Origin of the sequence: Dyadobacter sp. NIV53 (genome assembly GCF_019711195.1) — a bacterium.
GTDB lineage: Bacteria > Bacteroidota > Bacteroidia > Cytophagales > Spirosomataceae > Dyadobacter.
Window position 1 is genome coordinate 5089313 of the sequence record NZ_CP081299.1, and the last position, 18398, is coordinate 5107710.

General features: G+C 38.2%; 22 protein-coding genes. 14 read left to right on the forward strand and 8 right to left on the reverse strand.

What is annotated here, in order from left to right; translation table 11 throughout:
- Positions 1-123: 123 nt before the first annotated feature.
- The 6 genes from KZC02_RS20955 (at position 124) to KZC02_RS20980 (ending at position 3782) form a co-directional block, all read left to right on the forward strand.
- Complete coding sequence (locus KZC02_RS20955; protein ID WP_221395128.1) at positions 124-717, forward strand: riboflavin synthase; 594 nt, start codon at positions 124-126, stop codon at positions 715-717.
- 69 nt (positions 718-786) lie between these two features.
- Positions 787-1590, forward strand: a complete 804-nt coding sequence (locus KZC02_RS20960; protein ID WP_221390479.1) for a PASTA domain-containing protein — start codon at positions 787-789, stop codon at positions 1588-1590.
- Positions 1562-1756, forward strand: coding sequence for a hypothetical protein (locus tag KZC02_RS20965; protein ID WP_221390480.1), 195 nt, complete (start codon positions 1562-1564; stop codon positions 1754-1756). Before KZC02_RS20960 ends, KZC02_RS20965 begins: the two co-directional genes overlap by 29 nt.
- A 2-nt stretch (positions 1757-1758) precedes the next feature.
- A complete protein-coding gene (locus KZC02_RS20970; RefSeq protein WP_221390481.1) occupies positions 1759-3048 on the forward strand; it encodes a T9SS C-terminal target domain-containing protein in 1290 nt (429 codons plus the stop codon).
- Between the two features lie 117 nt (positions 3049-3165).
- A complete protein-coding gene (locus KZC02_RS20975) occupies positions 3166-3459 on the forward strand; it encodes a T9SS type A sorting domain-containing protein (protein ID WP_221390482.1) in 294 nt (97 codons plus the stop codon).
- A 23-nt stretch (positions 3460-3482) separates the two neighbouring features.
- The gene (locus KZC02_RS20980; RefSeq protein ID WP_221390483.1) at positions 3483-3782 is read left to right on the forward strand and encodes a rhodanese-like domain-containing protein; all 300 of its coding nucleotides are present in this window, start codon (positions 3483-3485) and stop codon (positions 3780-3782) included.
- A gap of 59 nt (positions 3783-3841) precedes the next feature.
- Here the strand turns inward: KZC02_RS20980 and folB are convergent, their stop codons facing one another.
- The 3 genes from folB to KZC02_RS20995 form a co-directional block, all read right to left on the reverse strand.
- Positions 3842-4192, reverse strand: a complete 351-nt coding sequence (gene folB / locus KZC02_RS20985; protein ID WP_221390484.1) for a dihydroneopterin aldolase — start codon at positions 4190-4192, stop codon at positions 3842-3844.
- A 6-nt stretch (positions 4193-4198) separates the two neighbouring features.
- Positions 4199-5254, reverse strand: coding sequence for a DivIVA domain-containing protein (locus KZC02_RS20990; protein WP_221390485.1), 1056 nt, complete (start codon positions 5252-5254; stop codon positions 4199-4201).
- A gap of 104 nt (positions 5255-5358) precedes the next feature.
- A complete protein-coding gene (locus tag KZC02_RS20995; protein ID WP_221390486.1) occupies positions 5359-6261 on the reverse strand; it encodes a WD40 repeat domain-containing protein in 903 nt (300 codons plus the stop codon).
- A gap of 244 nt (positions 6262-6505) precedes the next feature.
- Between KZC02_RS20995 and KZC02_RS21000 the strand changes: the two genes are divergently transcribed.
- Positions 6506-7135 (forward strand): 4'-phosphopantetheinyl transferase superfamily protein, encoded by a 630-nt coding sequence (locus KZC02_RS21000; RefSeq protein ID WP_221390487.1) that lies wholly within the window; start codon positions 6506-6508, stop codon positions 7133-7135.
- On the opposite strand, the gene KZC02_RS21005 is transcribed toward KZC02_RS21000, so the two are convergent.
- Complete coding sequence (locus tag KZC02_RS21005) at positions 7136-7981, reverse strand: transglutaminase-like domain-containing protein (RefSeq protein ID WP_221390488.1); 846 nt, start codon at positions 7979-7981, stop codon at positions 7136-7138.
- Positions 7982-8194: 213 nt separating this feature from the next.
- Between KZC02_RS21005 and galE the strand changes: the two genes are divergently transcribed.
- From galE to KZC02_RS21040, 7 genes are all read left to right on the forward strand, one after another.
- A complete protein-coding gene (gene galE, locus KZC02_RS21010; RefSeq protein ID WP_221390489.1) occupies positions 8195-9214 on the forward strand; it encodes a UDP-glucose 4-epimerase GalE in 1020 nt (339 codons plus the stop codon).
- Positions 9211-10266 (forward strand): dTDP-glucose 4,6-dehydratase, encoded by a 1056-nt coding sequence (rfbB, locus tag KZC02_RS21015; protein WP_221390490.1) that lies wholly within the window; start codon positions 9211-9213, stop codon positions 10264-10266. The genes galE and rfbB overlap by 4 nt, the downstream gene beginning before the upstream one ends.
- Positions 10267-10268: 2 nt before the next feature.
- On the forward strand, positions 10269-11135 hold the full coding sequence (gene rfbA / locus KZC02_RS21020; protein ID WP_221390491.1) for a glucose-1-phosphate thymidylyltransferase RfbA: 867 nt from the start codon (positions 10269-10271) through the stop codon (positions 11133-11135).
- A 94-nt stretch (positions 11136-11229) separates the two neighbouring features.
- Entirely contained in the window at positions 11230-11874 is a 645-nt protein-coding gene (locus tag KZC02_RS21025) for an O-methyltransferase (protein ID WP_221390492.1), read from the forward strand.
- A 33-nt stretch (positions 11875-11907) separates the two neighbouring features.
- Positions 11908-14394: a LysM peptidoglycan-binding domain-containing protein gene (locus KZC02_RS21030; RefSeq protein WP_221390493.1), complete on the forward strand. Its 2487-nt coding sequence runs from the start codon at positions 11908-11910 to the stop codon at positions 14392-14394.
- Between the two features lie 15 nt (positions 14395-14409).
- The gene (locus KZC02_RS21035; RefSeq protein WP_221390494.1) at positions 14410-15006 is read left to right on the forward strand and encodes a DUF3109 family protein; all 597 of its coding nucleotides are present in this window, start codon (positions 14410-14412) and stop codon (positions 15004-15006) included.
- Positions 14963-15328: an MGMT family protein gene (locus KZC02_RS21040; protein ID WP_221390495.1), complete on the forward strand. Its 366-nt coding sequence runs from the start codon at positions 14963-14965 to the stop codon at positions 15326-15328. Before KZC02_RS21035 ends, KZC02_RS21040 begins: the two co-directional genes overlap by 44 nt.
- Before the next feature lie 57 nt (positions 15329-15385).
- Here the strand turns inward: KZC02_RS21040 and KZC02_RS21045 are convergent, their stop codons facing one another.
- From KZC02_RS21045 to KZC02_RS21055, 4 genes are all read right to left on the reverse strand, one after another.
- Entirely contained in the window at positions 15386-15781 is a 396-nt protein-coding gene (locus tag KZC02_RS21045) for a hypothetical protein (RefSeq protein WP_221390496.1), read from the reverse strand.
- Positions 15782-16018: 237 nt separating this feature from the next.
- A complete protein-coding gene (locus KZC02_RS32030; RefSeq protein ID WP_229253706.1) occupies positions 16019-16258 on the reverse strand; it encodes a hypothetical protein in 240 nt (79 codons plus the stop codon).
- An 83-nt stretch (positions 16259-16341) separates the two neighbouring features.
- Positions 16342-16593 carry a hypothetical protein gene (locus KZC02_RS32035; RefSeq protein ID WP_229253707.1) on the reverse strand — a complete coding sequence of 84 codons (252 nt, stop codon included), beginning with the start codon at positions 16591-16593 and terminating at the stop codon, positions 16342-16344.
- A 290-nt stretch (positions 16594-16883) separates the two neighbouring features.
- Entirely contained in the window at positions 16884-18350 is a 1467-nt protein-coding gene (locus KZC02_RS21055; RefSeq protein WP_221390497.1) for a sodium:solute symporter, read from the reverse strand.
- Positions 18351-18398: the final 48 nt, after the last annotated feature.

Sequence of the window (18398 nt, forward strand, 5' to 3'; positions counted from 1 at the left end):
TTCGTAAAGTATATGGATTTGAAAAGGCTATCCAAAAGTAAATCGTAATCAGCAACAGGGCTATTCAAAAAGGTTTTTAAAGATGTTGTACCTTTGCGGTGAATCTTTTTTATGAAATTAGAAATGTTTACAGGAATTGTAGAATCACTTGCAGAGGTAATCAAAATAGATCAGGAAGGTACAAACAAGACTTTTACCTTGAAATCTTCAATCGCTGCGGAATTTAAAATCGATCAGAGTATAAGCCACAATGGAGTATGTCTGACGGTAACGGCAATTGAAGGTGATACTTATAAAGTAACGGCAGTGGAGGAAACATTGCTTAAAACCAATTTAAATTCTCTGTATGAAGCTGCTAAAATAAATCTGGAGCGTTGTATGCCTGCCAATGGGCGCTTCGACGGTCATATAGTACAAGGGCATGTCGACCAGACTGCTATTTGCACCAGAATTGAATCCAGGGACGGCAGCTGGTTATTTGATTTTGAATATGATGCAAATCCAGGGAATATCACAGTTGAGAAAGGCTCAATTTGTATCAATGGAGTAAGCCTAACCGTTTTTAATTCAGCAGCAAATTCATTTAGAGTAGCAATAATTCCTTACACTTACTCTTTTACCAATTTTCATGAGCTTAAAGAAGGAGATTCAGTCAATCTGGAATTTGATATTCTTGGAAAATATATAAAACGTATTCTTGGCGGCTATCAGTCGTAGAATATTGCATCCTGAAATATTACTTCTATTTTTACTTTTTATAAAAAAATATTTGTTTCAAGTACCTCTATGGCAAAAATTAGTACGCAATCCCGAAGTGATTTTTTTATCCACATCGGCATCATTGTTTCTTTGATATTGGTATTTTTTCTTGGCTTTTTCTTTATTTATCTGCCTTTTACAACCAATCACGGAGAGGCCATTACAGTACCTGATCTTAAGAAAAAAAGTTTGGAAGGGCTGGAAGATTTTTTGGATGCAAGGGATTTGCGTTACGAGGTGAATGACAGCGTTTTTGTAGCAAATATGACTCCCCTTACAATTCTTGCGCAATACCCGCTTCCCGGTGCCAAAGTGAAGGAAGGCAGGAAAATATATATTACAGTAGTTTCCCGCACTGCACCGCTCATTAAAATGCCCAAACTTACGGACATGACTCATCGGAGTGCACAAATGTTGCTTAAAAGTGTTGGTTTGGAAGAAGGTAATATTTCATACGTTCCTGATATGGCTCAAAATGCAGTTTTACGACAGATGTACAACGGCAGCGTTATTGAACCTGGAAAACCTATTCCAAAAGGGTCTAAAATAGATCTGGAATTGGGTGAAGGATTGGGAACTGCCCAGTTTGAAGCTCCTTCGGCTATTGGAATGCCAATGGACGAGGCAAAAATTGTTATAATTGGTGCAGGCCTCAAAATAGGCCAGATCATGGAAGTGCCGTTAGAAGAAGGACAAGCACCTGGTTCGATTGTTAAACAAAACCCTGAGGCTGGTAATAATGTAAGAATTGGTGATGTAATTGATTTGTGGGTGACACCTCAGGCAGCTGAATCTATTGAGAATGAAAACACACAACCAGAACAATTGTAATAAAAAGAAATCTTCTTTTATAAAGCTATATTTCATACTGGCACTGATTTTCTTTCAGTATCAGGAGATTTATGCACAGCTTAAATTGGTTCCGATTGGTGAAATGAAAACCAGTGGTGCTAAAAAAGTAATTACGCGGCAGGTGCCAGAACAACAGCATCACTAAGTTTGCCATTCCTGGATGATTTTTCTACTGCAAAAACAGCAGGGCCCGATACTACCTACTGGATGCCGGGAAGTGGAGTTTATATTAATAATACACTCACAACCAATCATCCTTCTTTAAACGTGGCCACTTTTGACGGAGTAAATGCAACTGGGTCGCCATACAATTTTATCGTGCCTCTGTCTCAGGGTTTTACAGATACACTTACTTCTCAGCCCATTAATCTGGCGGGTAAAACTGCCAGGGATTCCATTTATATTAGTTTTTACTGGGAAGGTAAAGGCCTGGGTGAAAAACCTGATTCCAGTGATTACATCAGCCTGGAGTTCTTAAATAGCAGTCAAAATTGGTCAACAGTCTGGACGCAAAATGGTTACGTAATTGATACGGTTTTTAAGCAGCAGTTTATTGCGATTAAAGATCCCGGTTTTTTTCATAATGGTTTTCAGTTTCGTTTCAGAGGTTATGGCAGGAGTTCCGGGCCTTATGATACCTGGCATCTGGATTATGTTTACCTGAATGATAAAAGAACAGCCAACGATAAATTCATTAGGGATATTACTGTGCGCAAGCCGCTTACACCTTTTTTGAAAAATTATACCTCCATGCCGCTGCGGCAATACAAAGTAAATCCTATGTTAGCCACCGCAGCTACAGTCAGTACGGATATAGTCAATCTGAACAATCGTGAAAATAGTAACTCCTTTACTTTTACAGTAAGAGACAGGCTTTCTGGTGCCAATTATGGAGTAATTAATGATAATTCAGTTTATATAGCACCTTATACCGGAACGGGTCCGTTCAAAAATCAGGAAAGGATTATGAAACTTAATCCGATCACTTTTGGTGCATCCCTTACCTCTGCTTCTTTACAATACAAACTGGTAGTAAAGACCACGGACGCAGATAATCCTATTAAATTTCTCAATTTGAATAGAAATGATACGATCAGTGCAAATGTGGATTTGAGTGATTATTATGCTTTTGACGATGGAAGTGCTGAATATGGTGTGCAGATCCCGCAAAAACTAGGACGTGCAGCCGTACGTTATGTACTTTCCAAACCCGATACAATTGGTGGAGTGAGGCTTTCCCTGGTTCCTTTCAATAAGGATATTTCAGGGCAAAGTTTTACTGTTCAGCTTTATAGTAATAAAAATGGAAAACCGGACCAGGTGCTTACCCAACGGTCTGTTTCTGCTACTTATCCGGATAGTCGCAACGGGTTTCTGGAGTATGAGTTCGGTAATCCAGTTGCAGTGGCCGACACATTCTATATTGGTTGGCTATAGATTAATGAAGAACCCGTAACGTTTGGTTTAGACAGGAATTCGCAGTTAGGTAAAGACAAAATATTCTATAATCTTGGAAATTCCTGGGAAACCGAGGTGGCCATAAAAGGCAGTATTATGATCCGTCCATATCTTGGAAAATCCGGACAGGGAGTTGTTACAGGAAATGAACCAGTTGCTGTTTCTGAAAATTACTTTTTCCCTAATCCTGCACAGGGAATCATCAATTGGAAAAATACTTCTTTAAAAAGAATTGATATTTATTCGGTACAAGGTAATTTGGTACAAACTATTTTGCCGGTAAAAGGTTATCAATCTTCATTGCTTCATGTAACCGAAGACGGAATGTATATTATTAAGGGGTCGGATGGGAAACGATCATTTATCCAAAAAGTGTTCATTGTTAAATAACTCATTTAAATTATATAGTTGTTATGGATATTACAGTTGAAGAATTAAAAGAACGTTTGGACAAAGGAGAAGATCTGAATTTTTATGACGTCAGAGAAGAGCATGAGTATGAAGAAGATAACCTTGGTGCAATATTAATTCCACTTGCAGAATTACCTGATCATCTGGCTGAACTGGAAGATTTGAAAGATGCAGAAATAATTATTCATTGCCGTTCAGGAGCACGTAGCGGAAAAGCTGTGAAATTCCTGGAATCACAGGGATTTACGAATGCAAGAAATGTAACAGGTGGGATTTTGGCTTTCCGCGATCTGGAAGAATAAAATAACTTTTAGTTATCCGGAAAGGTAATTGTATTTAACAGTTACCTTTCCGGATTTTTTTATCCTTCCATCGTGATCACAGCCCGGGTGCAAACGCCTCCAACGGGCGGATTAAATTTGGATACTTTTACAGTAACCAGGTTTACGTTGGGATAATGATCTCTTACTCTTGATATAACTTTGAAACCAATATGTTCGAGTAGCTTTGCCGGTTCCTGCATCACTTTTGCTGCAATATTATAAAGCGTTTCATAATTTACGGTTTCACTTAGCTTATCATGCTGTGCAGCTTCAATAAAATTAGTCTGAATCGTTATATCCAGAGCATATTTGTTTCCGATTTTTTGTTCCTCAGGATAAAAACCATGATAGGCAAAAAATTCGAGTCCTTCCAGTGTGATCGTTCCCAATGTGTATTAAATTTGGTCGAAGAATGATCCGCCGCCACCTCTGTTTGACTGATTATTTTCCTGATTTCTTAATTTATTAATTGCCGGAGTTTCATCACGGGCTTTCTGTGCTACCCGATGCATTTCTGCCAGTGCTTCACTTGCTGCGTCTGCGGCGCTCTTTACTTTTTCTCTCGTTTCGGATTCTGTTGTTTCCGATAATTCGGCAGCAGCTTCAACCAGTTCAGGCTCCTGTTCCGGTGTTAGCTCGATTTCAGGCTCTGCAATTTCAGCCTCCTCGTCTTCATGATAATCTATAATTTCAAAAGCAACTTCAGGTTTTTCATCAGAAAGCACAATTTGTACGTCATCAGTGTCTGTTATCTCTTCTTCTTTATTTTCAACTTGAACTTCCTGTTTAGGCAAAGGCTTACGTGGAATTTCAATTTCCAGGATATGCTGTTTTATTTCGTCCATTTTATTTAAAACGGAATCCTTATCATATTTCTGTTCGAAACGTTCAACAGTATCGATCGTATTATTAGCCAAGGAAGCTAGCTGAACCACAAGATTATCCCTGAAATTCTCAATTGCCCTGAAATCCCGCTCCTGAATTTTAACTTCTGCAACGAATTCTTCCCGGAAACGCTTTAATTTATCTTCTGTTTCACTAACAACCTGTCCGGTTCGTTGTTCCGCTTCCAGAATCATTTCATCGGCCTTTACCTTTGACTCTCCAATAGTTTTGGTGGCAAGATCATTCGCCTCTTCAATTGTCTTTGTAGCAAGTTCGTTTGCTTCGTCAATTGTTTTTACAGCCTGTTCGTTTGCTTCTTTTTCAATTTGTCTGCTAACGTCTTCTGCACTTTTTAATGTACGAAAAAGAGTAGACTCTATATCCTTGAGCTTGCTAAGTTCTTTTTCGGCATATTCCAACTGCATTTTTAGTAATCCATTTTCGCTGGAAAAACGCTCCCATTCCTGTGATAAAGAGTTCAGGAAAGCATCTACTTCGTCGGGGTCATAACCTCTGAAAATTTTTTCAAACGTATGTTTACGTATGTCTATAGCTGAAATTTTCATGATGTAAAATGTGCTTTGGTATTTATTGAATAATGGCAGCGTAAGTTAAAGACATATGAATCACATTTCAAAGTATTTACCAATTTTACCATTCTAAAAGTATGTCATTGTATTACTTCCCATACAGAAATTGTTCGGTCGTCACTGCATGAAATGAGCTGATTTTCATAGTCAGTCCATAATAATTTATTTACCGATGTTCCATGTCCCGCATGCCTCGCACGGTCAATTATTTTCTTCAGACGGAAAGTAGAAGCGTCCCAAAGTTTTACGGATTTGTCCATACTATAGGTTGCAAACAATTTACCATCCGGACTAAAACTCACATGATTGATCGCATACATATGTGCAGCTATGTCCGTGACAGGCTCGTAGTTGTTTAGCACATCCCATATTTTTAAATGTGCATCCCTGCCCATTGTAAATAGAAAACGTCCGTCAGGTGAATATTGTACAGAGAAGACAGAGTTTGTGTGAGATTTAATGATTTGTTTTAAATTAAAACCATCAAAATCAAAAATATGGATATTATGATTACTATCACCTACGGCAAATTCAGAAGTGGCGGGATTTATAGAAATAGACCTGATACTTTTGTCGGCTATTTTAATATGTTTCTGAACCGAAAAGGTAGAGATATCCATCACCAGTATTACCCCGTCGCCTAATGCGACCAGTGCTTTTCCGTTCCACATTTGAATATCAAAAATGGCCGCGGTAGTAATACGCGCTGTGTTTTCTATTTTTCCATTGACAGTGTCGAGAATCTGAATTCCTTCAAAATTTTGTCCGATCCATAAAGCCTGATTTTCCTTGTCAAAACACAATGAATAGACTGATACGCCTGCGCGGGCAACGAGTTTGCCCAGATCCGGTTTTTGCAAATCCCACTGTATTATAAAGCCGTCGGCTCCGGCTGAGTAAAAGCCATGTCCGGAGTTATCAGCAATAATGGTGTATACACTATCGCGATGACCCGAAAATGTATCTATTTTACGAATATTCATGGTGTTAAATTGCGGTTAGCAGTTGGCTTTTAGCGGTTAGCTATTGGCAATACAAACCATTACATGTCAAAGCAGCATATTTTAATCAGTTATAGTTTCAAAATGCGGATAAGTAAGTATCTTCTGTCTCTAGACTTTATTGATGAGATGCTGATTATTTTTAAACTAAAACTGATTACTGACAGCGAATGGCTAATATTGCTGCAAATTTAGAAGCCTGCTGAAATTTTTAAACAGAATTATTATGCCCCTCGTTCATTCCGAAAAGATTGAAGAGAATAGTACACTGCTCCTGTGGAAGTTAACCGAAAATGAAACAGAACTCCGCAATAGTTTAGGTTCCGAGTATAATTTGGATGATCTCAATTTGATTTCCCACCCTCAGAAAAAACGTGAGTGGCTTGCAAGCCGTTTGCTTATTAAAACACTGGCCGAAGAGTTTGGGATCTTTTATGAAGGTACGCATAAGGATGAGCACGGAAAAGCATTTCTGGTCAATAACGATTCTCACATCTCACTTACGCATACTGCAGACTATGTTGCAGCGGTAATCAATTTATTATCCCCGGTAGGTATTGATATGGAAAAAGTGGATGAGAAACTTCGGCGCACGGCAAAAAAGTATTTATCAGATACTGAATTTGTTCACGCAGAAAATGATCTTTCACATTTGTGCACTTACTGGTGTGCCAAGGAAGCACTTTATAAATTATACGGAAAAAAGAAAATCAGCTTCAAAAATTCAATTTACATCGAAGTCTTTTCAGGCCGGGAGAACCAGATCATTGGTATTTTAACAGATGAAGAATTAATCGTACATTCCCGCATACATCTTCGCTGGTATGACGATTACTGCCTCGCAATTGCATTGTGATCAGTCTTCACTTTCATCCAGCGTAGCCTTTAATATTTTCTCGATTTCTTTACTTTTTTCCTGATCGCTTGTTTTTTCATAGGACAAAATCAAATTGCGAAGCAAACGCTGAATGATTTCAAGATTTGTACAAGGCTGATAAAAAATATCCTTCGATTTGATATTAAGCTGGGCGATATAATGGTCAATATCGGTTCTGGAAAAAATAATTCCTCTGTTAAATACATTGATATAAAACTGGGTCTTATCATTTTTATAGGTCAGTACAAACAGATTAGGCAGGTTTACACCATATACAGGCAATCCTAATTTTCGTGCTATCAATAAATAGATAACACATAAAGTAGGCGGATTACCTCTTTTGGTTTCCAGTACTACATTGATCATGGAATTAGAAGGAGAATGAAAATTCTTCGTATTGGCTGCAAAATTCATTGGTCCAAAAAAAATACTGTTGATCCGTTTGATCTGGTCTACCGCATTCATTTCTTCCTGAAACTGTATCCATATATCATAATACAGCTGATCAATAGAAGTTTTCAGTTTTTCGATTGACAGATCAGGATAATGATAGGTTGCCAAAATCCACATACCTTCCAGCAGATCCAGGCTGCCGCCATTTTTCCAGCCCTGCAACCTTTCAATCATGATACTTAGCTGGAGTTCATGAATGAGTTCTTCGATTTTACGTTGGATAATAGGATTGAAACTTTCTTCCCACTCTGTTTCAAGAAACGGAATTACATTTCCGCCTAATGATAGTATCTTTCCCTCAACGTGTTGACTCACCTCATGATCATCGTCATCAAGCAGTGATATCAGCGCTTTAATTTCTCTCTGGTTCATTTTCCTCAAATCTTGCTTTTACTAACCAACGGATAAATAAAAACAATTTTTTTTTATGGACGTCAAATTTTCTACTTTTGCCCGGAAAAAAATTGTAATTTATTCAGTAGGGTTATTTTTTATTGATTTCGTAACAGTCTGTTATGGGGCTTTGTAAATATAATTTTATGAGCAAATACAGTTTAATAAAATTTTGAAATAATATTTCGATTTATGAAAATTCTCGTTACAGGCGGAGTAGGTTTTATTGGATCTCATACAGTTGTGGAGCTGGACAAAGCAGGATTTGAACCGGTAATTATTGATAATCTTTATAATTCGAATCTGGACGTATTGAAGGGAATAAAGAGCATTACCGGCAAAGACTTCCCGTTTTACCAGATAGATTGTAATGATGTTGAAAAGGTAAGAAGTTTGTTTGAAAAGGAAAAGTTTGATGGCGTTATTCACTTCGCTGCTTATAAAGCAGTGGGAGAATCCGTGGAAAAACCATTGAATTACTACGAAAACAACATCATTTCCCTGCTTGTACTTTTAAGGGTTATGAAAGAATTTAATGTAACCAAGTTTGTATTTTCCTCATCCTGTACGGTTTACGGTCAGCCTGAGAAATTACCCGTTACTGAATTAACGCCACGCCAGCCGGCCACATCTCCTTACGGGAATACCAAGGCAATAGCTGAGGATATCATTCGTGACCATGTGCATTCAGGTGCCGGAATCAAAGCAATCTGCCTGCGTTATTTCAATCCGATAGGGGCACACGAGTCATCACTGATAGGCGAACTTCCTAATGGTGTACCTAGTAATCTGGTTCCTTTTATTACACAAACTGCTGCCGGGTTACGCAAATCGTTAACCGTTTTTGGCAGTGATTATAACACGCCTGATGGCACCTGCGTTCGTGATTTCATACATGTGGTGGACTTAGCCAAGGCACATTTAAAGGCATTCCAGCTTTTGGACGAGCAGGAAAACGAAAATTATTATGATGTATTTAACGTAGGAACTGGTGAAGGTTACACTGTTCTTGACGTAATTAAGACCTTCGAGGAAGTGAATGGCGTAAAATTAAATTACATTATCGGGCCAAGAAGAGAAGGAGATGTTGAAAAAATATACGCACAATCAGACAAAGTCAATACGGTCATGAAATGGAAAGCCGAAAAAACAATGGCTGACGCACTTCGTGATGCATGGAATTGGCAATTAAAAATAACCGCTGGAAAATGAAAAAGATTTTAATTACTGGTGGGGCAGGTTTTATTGGTTCCCACGTTGTGAGGCGCTTTGTTACACAACATCCTGAATATCATATTTATAATCTGGATGCATTAACCTATGCAGGGAACCTTGAAAACATAAAAGATATTGAAAATGCGCCCAATTACACTTTTGTAAAAGGTGATATTGTGGATGCAGATTTCATTGACAAACTGATCAGTGAGAATAATTTTCACGGTATCGTCCATCTTGCCGCTGAAAGCCATGTTGACAGGTCTATTTCTGATCCGATGTCTTTTGTAATGACCAACGTGGTTGGAACTGTTAATTTGCTGAATGCGGCACGGAAAGTCTGGAAAGACGATTTTACTGACCGTCGTTTTTATCATGTTTCAACGGATGAAGTATATGGTGAACTACATGATCCCGGAACATTTTTCACGGAAAGTACCAGTTACGATCCCCGTTCTCCATACTCCGCTTCCAAAGCATCTTCGGATCATTTCGTACGGGCTTATCAAAACACATACAATCTGCCGGTAGTTATTTCTAACTGCTCTAATAATTATGGGCCTAATCATTTTCCGGAAAAACTTATTCCGTTAATGATCCATAATATTATCCAGAACAAACCGCTTCCTGTTTATGGAAGAGGTGAAAATGTTCGTGACTGGCTTTTTGTAGAAGATCATGCGATTGCCATTGATGTAATTTTCCATAAGGGAAAAAACGGGGAAACCTATAATATTGGTGGTCATAATGAATGGAAAAATCTTGATCTCGTACTTTTGCTTTGCAGGGTTATGGACAAGAAACTGGGACGTGAAGAAGGTGAAACAGAAAAACTGATCACTTATGTTACGGATCGTGCCGGTCATGACCTTCGATATGCAATTGATGCAACAAAGCTTTCGGAAGAACTGGGCTGGAAACCTTCCCTTCAGTTTGAGGAAGGCCTGGAAAGAACTGTTGACTGGTATCTGACCAATAAAGAATGGTTGCAGAACGTCACTTCCGGAGATTACAAGCTTTATTACGATTCGATGTATATTAACCGATAACGATGAAAGGAATTATTTTAGCCGGCGGATCTGGCACACGATTACACCCACTTACTTTGGCAGTCAGTAAACAGCTTATGCCCGTTTATGACAAACCGATGATTTACTATCCGCTTTCGATATTGATGCTGGCTGGAATCCGCGAGATATTGATAATCTCAACTCCGCACGATTTGCCGCATTTTGAAAAACTATTGGGTGATGGTAGCCGGTTGGGGTGTTCATTCAGTTACGAAGTACAGCCTAGTCCGGATGGACTTGCGCAGGCATTTATCATAGGTGAAAAATTTATTGGCGATGACAAAGTAGCACTAATCCTGGGAGATAATATTTTTTATGGTTCGGGTTTATCAGGACTTCTGCAATCCAATAATGATCCTGATGGTGGTGTTATTTTTGCTTATCAGGTACAGGATCCTGAAAGGTACGGAGTGGTAGAATTTGATGGGAGCAATAATGTTATATCCATTGAAGAGAAACCGGAAAAACCAAAGTCGAATTATGCGGTTCCCGGATTGTATTTTTACGACAACGATGTTATTGAAATAGCCAAAACGATCCCGCCTTCACCACGCGGAGAACTTGAAATTACGGATGTAAACCGGGTTTATCTGGAAAAAGGAAAATTAAAAGTGGGCGTTTTGAACCGTGGTACAGCCTGGCTGGATACAGGTACGATCCAGTCACTGATGCAGGCCGGACAGTATGTGCAGGTTATTGAAGAACGCCAGGGTTTAAAAATTGGATGTATCGAAGAAATCGCATACAGAATGGGCTTTATAGATGCGGAAAAGTTAAAAGAAATTGCCAAACCTCTTGTAAAAAGCGGATACGGTATTTATCTTGAACAGTTGGTTTCACACTTATAAGAAACTGATTCAGAAGTTTGTAACATTCCTATAAGTCAATTAAAAGAGCTTGGGATAATATGATTCCGGCTCTTCATTTCCTTCATACTATCAAATGAAATTTCTGCCAGATGAAATAGAAGCATATTCTGAGGCTCATACGGAAGGAGAAAGTGAAATTTTACAACGGTTGAATAGGGAAACCTATGCCAAGGTACTTAATCCTCGTATGCTTTCGGGGCACTTGCAAGGTAGATTTTTGTCCATGATTTCACGGATGATTAAGCCTGACCGGATTCTTGAAATCGGGACTTATACAGGTTATTCTGCTTTGTGCCTTTGTGAAGGATTAAATCAAAATGGCCGGCTTACAACAATTGACATTAACGAAGAACTGGAAACAATGACCAGAAACTTCTTTAATATGTCTCTTTTTGCTGAAAATATAGATTACAGGATTGGTAATGCCTTGGATATTATTCCGTTATTACAAGATAATTTCGATATCGCATTCATAGATGCCGACAAAATAAATTACATTTCCTATTTTAATCTTTGTTTGGAAAAAGTACGGACAGGTGGTTTTATTATCGCAGACAATGTATTGTGGAGCGGAAAAGTGGTTCAGCCTGAACTGAAAAAAGCAGATAAAGACACTCAGCTGTTAATGGAATTTAACCGCATTGTACATGAAGACAGTCGTGTGTCCAATATTCTGCTACCCATACGCGACGGGTTAATGATTCTTCAAAAATTGTAAGTCAATAAAATACCGGATAAGCATAAATTATTTATGACCAGAAAATTCATCAAAAACATTAAGATTACATCATTTACTTGTTTTTTGCTAATAAGTGTAATCGCTACTGCACACGCTCAAAATACTTCTGATATACCTGCCAGCGTTTCATTCGGTGGTATTACGGTAAAATTTGACAGATCAGCACAAAATCTCATCGAAGAGGATATTAAAAGCCTGATGTCGAATAAAAAGTTTTGGGAAGAAAAAATGGAAAGAGCCATTCTTTACTTCCCAATTGTTGAGGGAATTTTAATGGACGAAGAAGTTCCGATTGATTTTAAATATCTCGCAGTTCAGGAAAGTTCATTTAAGCCGGATGTTGTTTCCAGCTCTAATGCGGTTGGTTATTGGCAGTTTAAGCCAGAGACAGCGCGAGAACTTAATTTACGGGTAGACGATGAGGTAGATGAACGGAAAAATATCAGTTCTTCTACACATGCAGCAGCCTGGTATCTGAAGAAAAATAACCAGCAGTTTAATAACTGGGTATCATCTCTTTATTCATATTATCAGGGCGCGGGTGGTGTAAAGAAGATTGTTCCTGCCAATTGGTCCTATGCCAAAGAAGTTACACTTACCGGAAAGACAGATCGCTACATGCTTCGGTTTTTTGCGCATAAAATAGCATTGGAGGCAGGTATTGAAAAATATCGCAGTAACAATAAGATCATTTTACTGGAATCAGAATATGGTAAAGGCCAGTCATTTGATGAAATTGCCAGGTCTTTGGGAATCAATTCAAAAGAACTTGAAAGTTATAATCGTTGGGTAACCGATGGCAGGATCCCAACCGACAGAGAGTACCTGATTACTGTACCTGTGCCATTGGATCAGGTTGCTTCAGTTCGCGAAAAATTATCATTGCCTGCTACTGCCAGTACAAGTGTTGTGGCAACAGTGTACGACGAAAATGGCTTTCCTGTCCTGAAAAGATCTAATGTACAGTCGAAAGATAAAAATGCACCTGTGCTTTATGATATTAACGGACTTCCAGGAATAGAAGCACGTGCAGGAGACGATCCGAAGGCACTTGCAAAAGCAGGTAATATAAGGGCTCCTAAATTTATGCGTTACAATGATATGTTAAAGGATACACCACTTGTACCTGGCCATGTCTATTATCTCGCAAAGAAAAATAAAAAAGCTTCAACACCATTTCATACAGCAAAACCTGGTGATACCTGGCAAACAGTTTCACAGCAATATGGTCTCAGATTGGTTAATCTGCTTAAATATAACCGGATCATTAGCAGAAATTATCCTATTCAAACAGGGCAGGTACTTTGGTTAAACAAAAAACGTCCAAGAAAACAACCGGTTGAAATTATTAAACCGGAAGTTAAACCAGCCTCACCAGCACAAAATAATACAGAAGTCACTGCTGCAAATCCTGTTAAAGAGGCTCCGGCAGCAGCAGTAACTACTCCTTTAGGCCGCAAAAAATATACGCCTGTATTGGTAGAAAAAAGCGAAAGCAGTATTGCTAAGGACAATCAGGATTTTAAACCTGACGCAACACCTAAGGCTACAACATCTGCAATTGCGGATAAGGCCGTCACAACGCCAAGAGAAACCAATGACAGGGTTGTAATTATCACACAGGATAATGTTGAAGATGGTTCTTTTAAATCAGCTGATGACATTACACCTTCAAAACGTAAAAGTGATGGTTCTGCCAATGCAAAAACCAAGCCCGCTACATCCTCAACTCCTGTGAGTTCAGGTTCTGTATATGCACGTCAGCAAAGAGAAGCAGCAGAAAAGGAAGCAGCAGAAAAACCAGTGATAGAAAAGGTAAGTGATCCGGTGGTAAAAAAGGAGATGAAGGAGTCCGAAATGGAATCATTTCATACGGTGGTTGCAGGAGAGAACTATTACAGCATCGCCAGAAAATACGGAATGAACGCAAGTGATCTTATATATCTGAACAGAGAATCAAAAAAAGGGTTGGTGGTTGGCCAGAGATTACGGGTTAAAGGTAATGCGGCTGACAATGAAGCCGCTACGAAACTTGCTGAAAACAAAAGAAAAGAAACGGCAGGCTCTTTTTCACCAACAGGATTTACCCGTACAGAAAAGGAAGCAGCGCAAATTGTTAATGACAGAAATACACATGGTAACGAGGGAGCTGAATTTCACACAGTTCAGGCTGGCCAGACTTATTACAGTATTTCCAGATTATATGGAATTAGCTTACAGGAACTGATGACGCTTAACGATCTGAGTCCTTCGCAGCGACTGATTTCCGGTCAGAAACTAAGGGTTAAAAAAGGTGGAAGTAATGTGGATGAAAATCCTGATAGGGGATCAGTCCGGTCTTCTTCATCAGGTAGTCACACGCATACCGTTTCTGCTGGAGAATCTCTTTATCGAATTGCACAAAAATACGGGACAACAATAGAAGAGCTTAAAAGGCTGAACAATATATCTGAGAATAGTGTTACCATTGGCCAGAAGCTAAAAGTTCCACAAAAATAATAAGGCCCCAATAAGATGATACTCATAGACAATACTTGTATCAGTGATGATATTGAAGACCAGTTATTTGTCTGTAATCTCGACAAATGTAAAGGTGCCTGCTGCGTTGAAGGAGATTCCGGAGCACCATTGGAAGAACCGGAGCTTGCTATTTTGGACCAGATCTATCCATTTGTTGAACCTTATTTGTCAGATGCCGGGAAAGCGGTAATTGCGAAAGAAGGTACATATACAAAAGATTGGGAAGGGGATTATGTTACTCCGGTTATCAATAACAGAGAATGTGCATATGCAATATACGATCCGAAAGGAATTCTTAAATGCGGAATTGAAGAGGCATATAATGATGGCAAAATAGATTTCAAAAAACCAATATCCTGTCATTTATATCCGATCAGGGTTACAAAGTATGAACAATATCATGCTTTGAATTATGATAGGTGGGATATTTGCAGTCCTGCATGTAGTTTTGGTAAAGAACTGGGTGTACCGGTTTATAAGTTTTTGAAAGAACCGTTGATAAGGGCATATGGAGAAATTTGGTATGGCCAGCTAACACGTGAAATTGATGAGCGCCAGGAAGCAAGAGAGGAAGGAAAAAGCATCAAATAATGATTTTTTTCAAAATGTTTACGATGTAGTTCGTTTAATTCCAAAAGGAAGAGCTACTTCATATGGGGCAATCGCTGCCTATTTAGGCTCAAAAAGAGGAGCCCGTATGGTTGGTTGGGCTATGGGAAACAGTTATACCCAAATAGATATTCCGGCATATAAAGTTGTAAATAAAGCAGGCGTACTTTCTGCCAAACTACTTTTCGAAACTCCGGCTACAATGCAGGAAAGATTGGAAAGTGACGGAATTACAGTTAAAGATGATCAGATTCAAAACTGGGATAAAGTTTTTTGGGATCCGGAAATTGAATTAAAACTATAAACATAAAAAAGCATCGCCTCAGATTATTCGGGCGATGCTTTTTTAATGAAGAAGATGCTACTGAATTGAAATTGAACGGCCGGTGCTGGTTTGAATTTGTACTTCTTTAATCAATTTTTGATCTCCATAAGATAATTCAAAATAATACTTTCCGTCATTCATACCGTCCATATCAAACACTCTCCGGTATTGCTCTGAATTTTTGCCATACGTTTCAGTATAAAGAGTACGTCCACTTCCATCTTTAAGTTTTACCAATAATCGCCCGTCAGTTCCTTTGTCAACTGCAAGTTTTACTTTGCTTGTATTGACTACCTGAAACATACCTGCACTTAAAGAAACTGCATGGGAAGAAACCTTGTTCTTTCGATCAGCTTTTTTGTCAGCTGCAAATGAAGAAAGAGACACAATGAGAGCGAAAGCAACTAATTTTGAAATGATTGAGATTTTCATGGCTTTTTTATTTTAAGATTAAACATTCATATTTCATGACTGATTAACTTATAAAAAAGCTTGTGCCAGATCTGATTTGTAAAATCGAATCTGGCACATAGGTTAATTAATATTCTGATTTTCAGTTATTTAGTTCATAAATAGAAATATTTTTGAATGCTTTTTTCTAAAATGGTATTGTTCGAAACCGAACGCTTAGAATTAAAAACCGAACGGTTTTGAAAGTTTTAATCAAAATCAAATCTTGTTTTTACCGCGACTTTCATTTGCTATTTTTTGAATCATTGGAAGTTTACTTACCGGAATAAGGTTCTTGTAATCCCAGAAAGCTGAGACACAAACAATTTTCCACTGACCATCTATTTTTTCCATCAACCTGACCTCCTTGCTATGATGGAAGTTCTTTTCTTTTCCGTCACTGTTAAACTGATCCCAGGTAAGGTATGCAACATTATCGCAATAGAACTTGTACTTCATGTTTTTGCGCTCAACTTTGGGATAACTTTTTTCAGGATTGTCAGTAATATATTTACCAATCTGATTATTGATGTCGTCCCAACCTACATTTGAATCAAAAGTGCCATCCCGGTTACTCCATGCCTGAAAAGCATAATCAGTTTGTGCATAACTTGATTTCCAACCATTATAATCCCTGTTAAAAAAGGATTTTGTTTCGTTCTCGATTGTAGCATAAATGGCTTTTTTTCTTTTTCCAGATTTGCTTCAACTTGTGCGCTGTCTTCTTCTTTTGCTTTCTCAGAACAAGAGAAAAACAGAGAAGTTCCGATAAAAATTAATGCTAATGTTTTCATATTGTAAAAGGTTAGTTCGTTAAAAAATTAATAACTCAACTGGTTTTTTCAACTTAAACATCCACTTTTTCAGATCAAAAACGCTTATTTTCTTTCAATCCGTATATATCATAAAGTTAATATTTTTTTGCATTGAAGAAAGAGATTTTAAACATTTAATTATCAATTGTAGTAAATCGGGCACAAATTAACAGGATGAAATTGATCATTATAACAATTGCAAAATCTGCAAACTGCTATAATGATAATTTTAGTATTTGAGACGGTTTATAGGTAATTATGATTATTTCCTATGAGGCATACGTAGAAGCTTTTGGCTTGGAATCTTTCAACAACCAGAGTCCGATAAAGGTAATTAACCCATTAATTATGAGTCTTTCAAATCCAAATTTATAACCATTAAACCACTCCGCTGAGTGTTCATTAATCATGTAGGTAAGAATAGGGGCAGCAATGCAGACTAATGGCACCCAACGGTCTTTGACAGGCGTTTTGAGAAAAGCTCCAAATGAAAATAAACCCAGCAGTGGCCCGTAAGTATATCCTGCCAGATCAAATACGGCTGTAATTACTTCCTTACTATTCAGGCGGTTGAAAACAAGAATGACAAGATAAAATACTACTGAGAAGCCAATATGAACCCAAAATTTAATAGAAGATCTTTTTTCTTCTGGCCTTTTTTCAATATTCATAAAATCAATACAAAACGCTGTAGTCAGTGCTGTCAATGCAGAGTCGGAACTGGCATAGGTAGCTGCTGTAATTCCCAGAAGAAAAGTAATACCAACTGCAATTCCCAAATGATTGAGTGCCAGCATTGGGTAAAATTCATCTGTTTTGGCAGTAACGGGAATTCCCTGTGCGCTGGCATATACGTAAAGCAGTGCTCCAAGAGAAAGGAATAGAAAATTTACAATCACCAATACAACCGTAAACCAGAACATATTTTTCTGAGCTTCGCCAATATTTTTGCAGGTAAGATTTTTCTGCATAAGATCCTGATCGAGCCCGGTCATTACTATCGCAATAAAGGCACCTGCAAAAAATTGTTTAAAAAAGTTTTTAGGGTCATTGGTATCCCAATAAAATATTTGGGAGTATTTGCTTTCCTGCACCGTTTTCCAGATACCGGAGATACCATCAAGATCCAGTTCCTGTGAAACCAATACAATCGTAAGAATAACAGCAGTAATCAGAAAGAATGTTTGTAATGTATCAGTTACAATGATGGTTTTTACACCACCTTTAAATGTATAAACCCATATTAAAAAGATCGTAATAGCCACAGCCACTTCAAATGGTACACCCAATGGTTTAAACAATGCAAGCTGAAGAACCTGTGCTGCAACATAAAGCCTCACTGCTGAGCCAATAGTTCGTGATAAAAGAAAAAATCCGGATCCTGTTTTATATGACCAAAACCCGAAACGTTGTTCCAGATACGAATAAATAGAGATTAGATTGAGCCGGTAATACAAAGGCATCAGAACAGTGCCGATTACGAAATAGCCCAGAATATAACCGATAACTACCTGAAAATAAGAAAATTGAATATTGGCAACGGCTCCCGGTACAGATACAAATGTAACACCCGACAAAGATGTGCCGATCATTCCAAATGCTACCAGATACCATGGTGATTGCCGGTTAGCTGTAAAAAATGTATTAGTATCTGCTCCTTTTGAAGTATATATGGAAACTGTGATCAGCATTCCGAAATAAACGATCAGTATAACCAGGGAAATGTAGGGATTCATCAAATCAATTAATATTAAGGATATGTAACGGGCAACAAAAGAAGGGAA

Excerpts from the sequence above, each read along its gene's own strand:
- KZC02_RS20995 (WP_221390486.1), bottom strand. The coding sequence starts at position 6,261 with ATGAATATTCGTAAAATAGATACATTTTCGGGTCATCGCGATAGTGTA.
- KZC02_RS21025 (WP_221390492.1), top strand. The coding sequence starts at position 11,230 with ATGAAATTTCTGCCAGATGAAATAGAAGCATATTCTGAGGCTCATACG.
- KZC02_RS32030 (WP_229253706.1), bottom strand. The coding sequence starts at position 16,258 with ATGAAGTACAAGTTCTATTGCGATAATGTTGCATACCTTACCTGGGAT.
- rfbB (WP_221390490.1), top strand. The coding sequence starts at position 9,211 with ATGAAAAAGATTTTAATTACTGGTGGGGCAGGTTTTATTGGTTCCCAC.
- rfbA (WP_221390491.1), top strand. The coding sequence starts at position 10,269 with ATGAAAGGAATTATTTTAGCCGGCGGATCTGGCACACGATTACACCCA.
- galE (WP_221390489.1), top strand. The coding sequence starts at position 8,195 with ATGAAAATTCTCGTTACAGGCGGAGTAGGTTTTATTGGATCTCATACA.
- KZC02_RS21040 (WP_221390495.1), top strand. The coding sequence starts at position 14,963 with ATGAGCGCCAGGAAGCAAGAGAGGAAGGAAAAAGCATCAAATAATGAT.
- KZC02_RS20955 (WP_221395128.1), top strand. The coding sequence starts at position 124 with ATGTTTACAGGAATTGTAGAATCACTTGCAGAGGTAATCAAAATAGAT.
- KZC02_RS21005 (WP_221390488.1), bottom strand. The coding sequence starts at position 7,981 with ATGAACCAGAGAGAAATTAAAGCGCTGATATCACTGCTTGATGACGAT.
- KZC02_RS20980 (WP_221390483.1), top strand. The coding sequence starts at position 3,483 with ATGGATATTACAGTTGAAGAATTAAAAGAACGTTTGGACAAAGGAGAA.
- KZC02_RS21045 (WP_221390496.1), bottom strand. The coding sequence starts at position 15,781 with ATGAAAATCTCAATCATTTCAAAATTAGTTGCTTTCGCTCTCATTGTG.
- KZC02_RS21035 (WP_221390494.1), top strand. The coding sequence starts at position 14,410 with ATGATACTCATAGACAATACTTGTATCAGTGATGATATTGAAGACCAG.
- KZC02_RS20960 (WP_221390479.1), top strand. The coding sequence starts at position 787 with ATGGCAAAAATTAGTACGCAATCCCGAAGTGATTTTTTTATCCACATC.
- KZC02_RS32035 (WP_229253707.1), bottom strand. The coding sequence starts at position 16,593 with ATGAAAACATTAGCATTAATTTTTATCGGAACTTCTCTGTTTTTCTCT.
- KZC02_RS21030 (WP_221390493.1), top strand. The coding sequence starts at position 11,908 with ATGACCAGAAAATTCATCAAAAACATTAAGATTACATCATTTACTTGT.
- KZC02_RS21055 (WP_221390497.1), bottom strand. The coding sequence starts at position 18,350 with ATGAATCCCTACATTTCCCTGGTTATACTGATCGTTTATTTCGGAATG.
- KZC02_RS20990 (WP_221390485.1), bottom strand. The coding sequence starts at position 5,254 with ATGAAAATTTCAGCTATAGACATACGTAAACATACGTTTGAAAAAATT.
- KZC02_RS20975 (WP_221390482.1), top strand. The coding sequence starts at position 3,166 with ATGATCCGTCCATATCTTGGAAAATCCGGACAGGGAGTTGTTACAGGA.
- KZC02_RS20965 (WP_221390480.1), top strand. The coding sequence starts at position 1,562 with ATGAAAACACACAACCAGAACAATTGTAATAAAAAGAAATCTTCTTTT.
- KZC02_RS21000 (WP_221390487.1), top strand. The coding sequence starts at position 6,506 with ATGCCCCTCGTTCATTCCGAAAAGATTGAAGAGAATAGTACACTGCTC.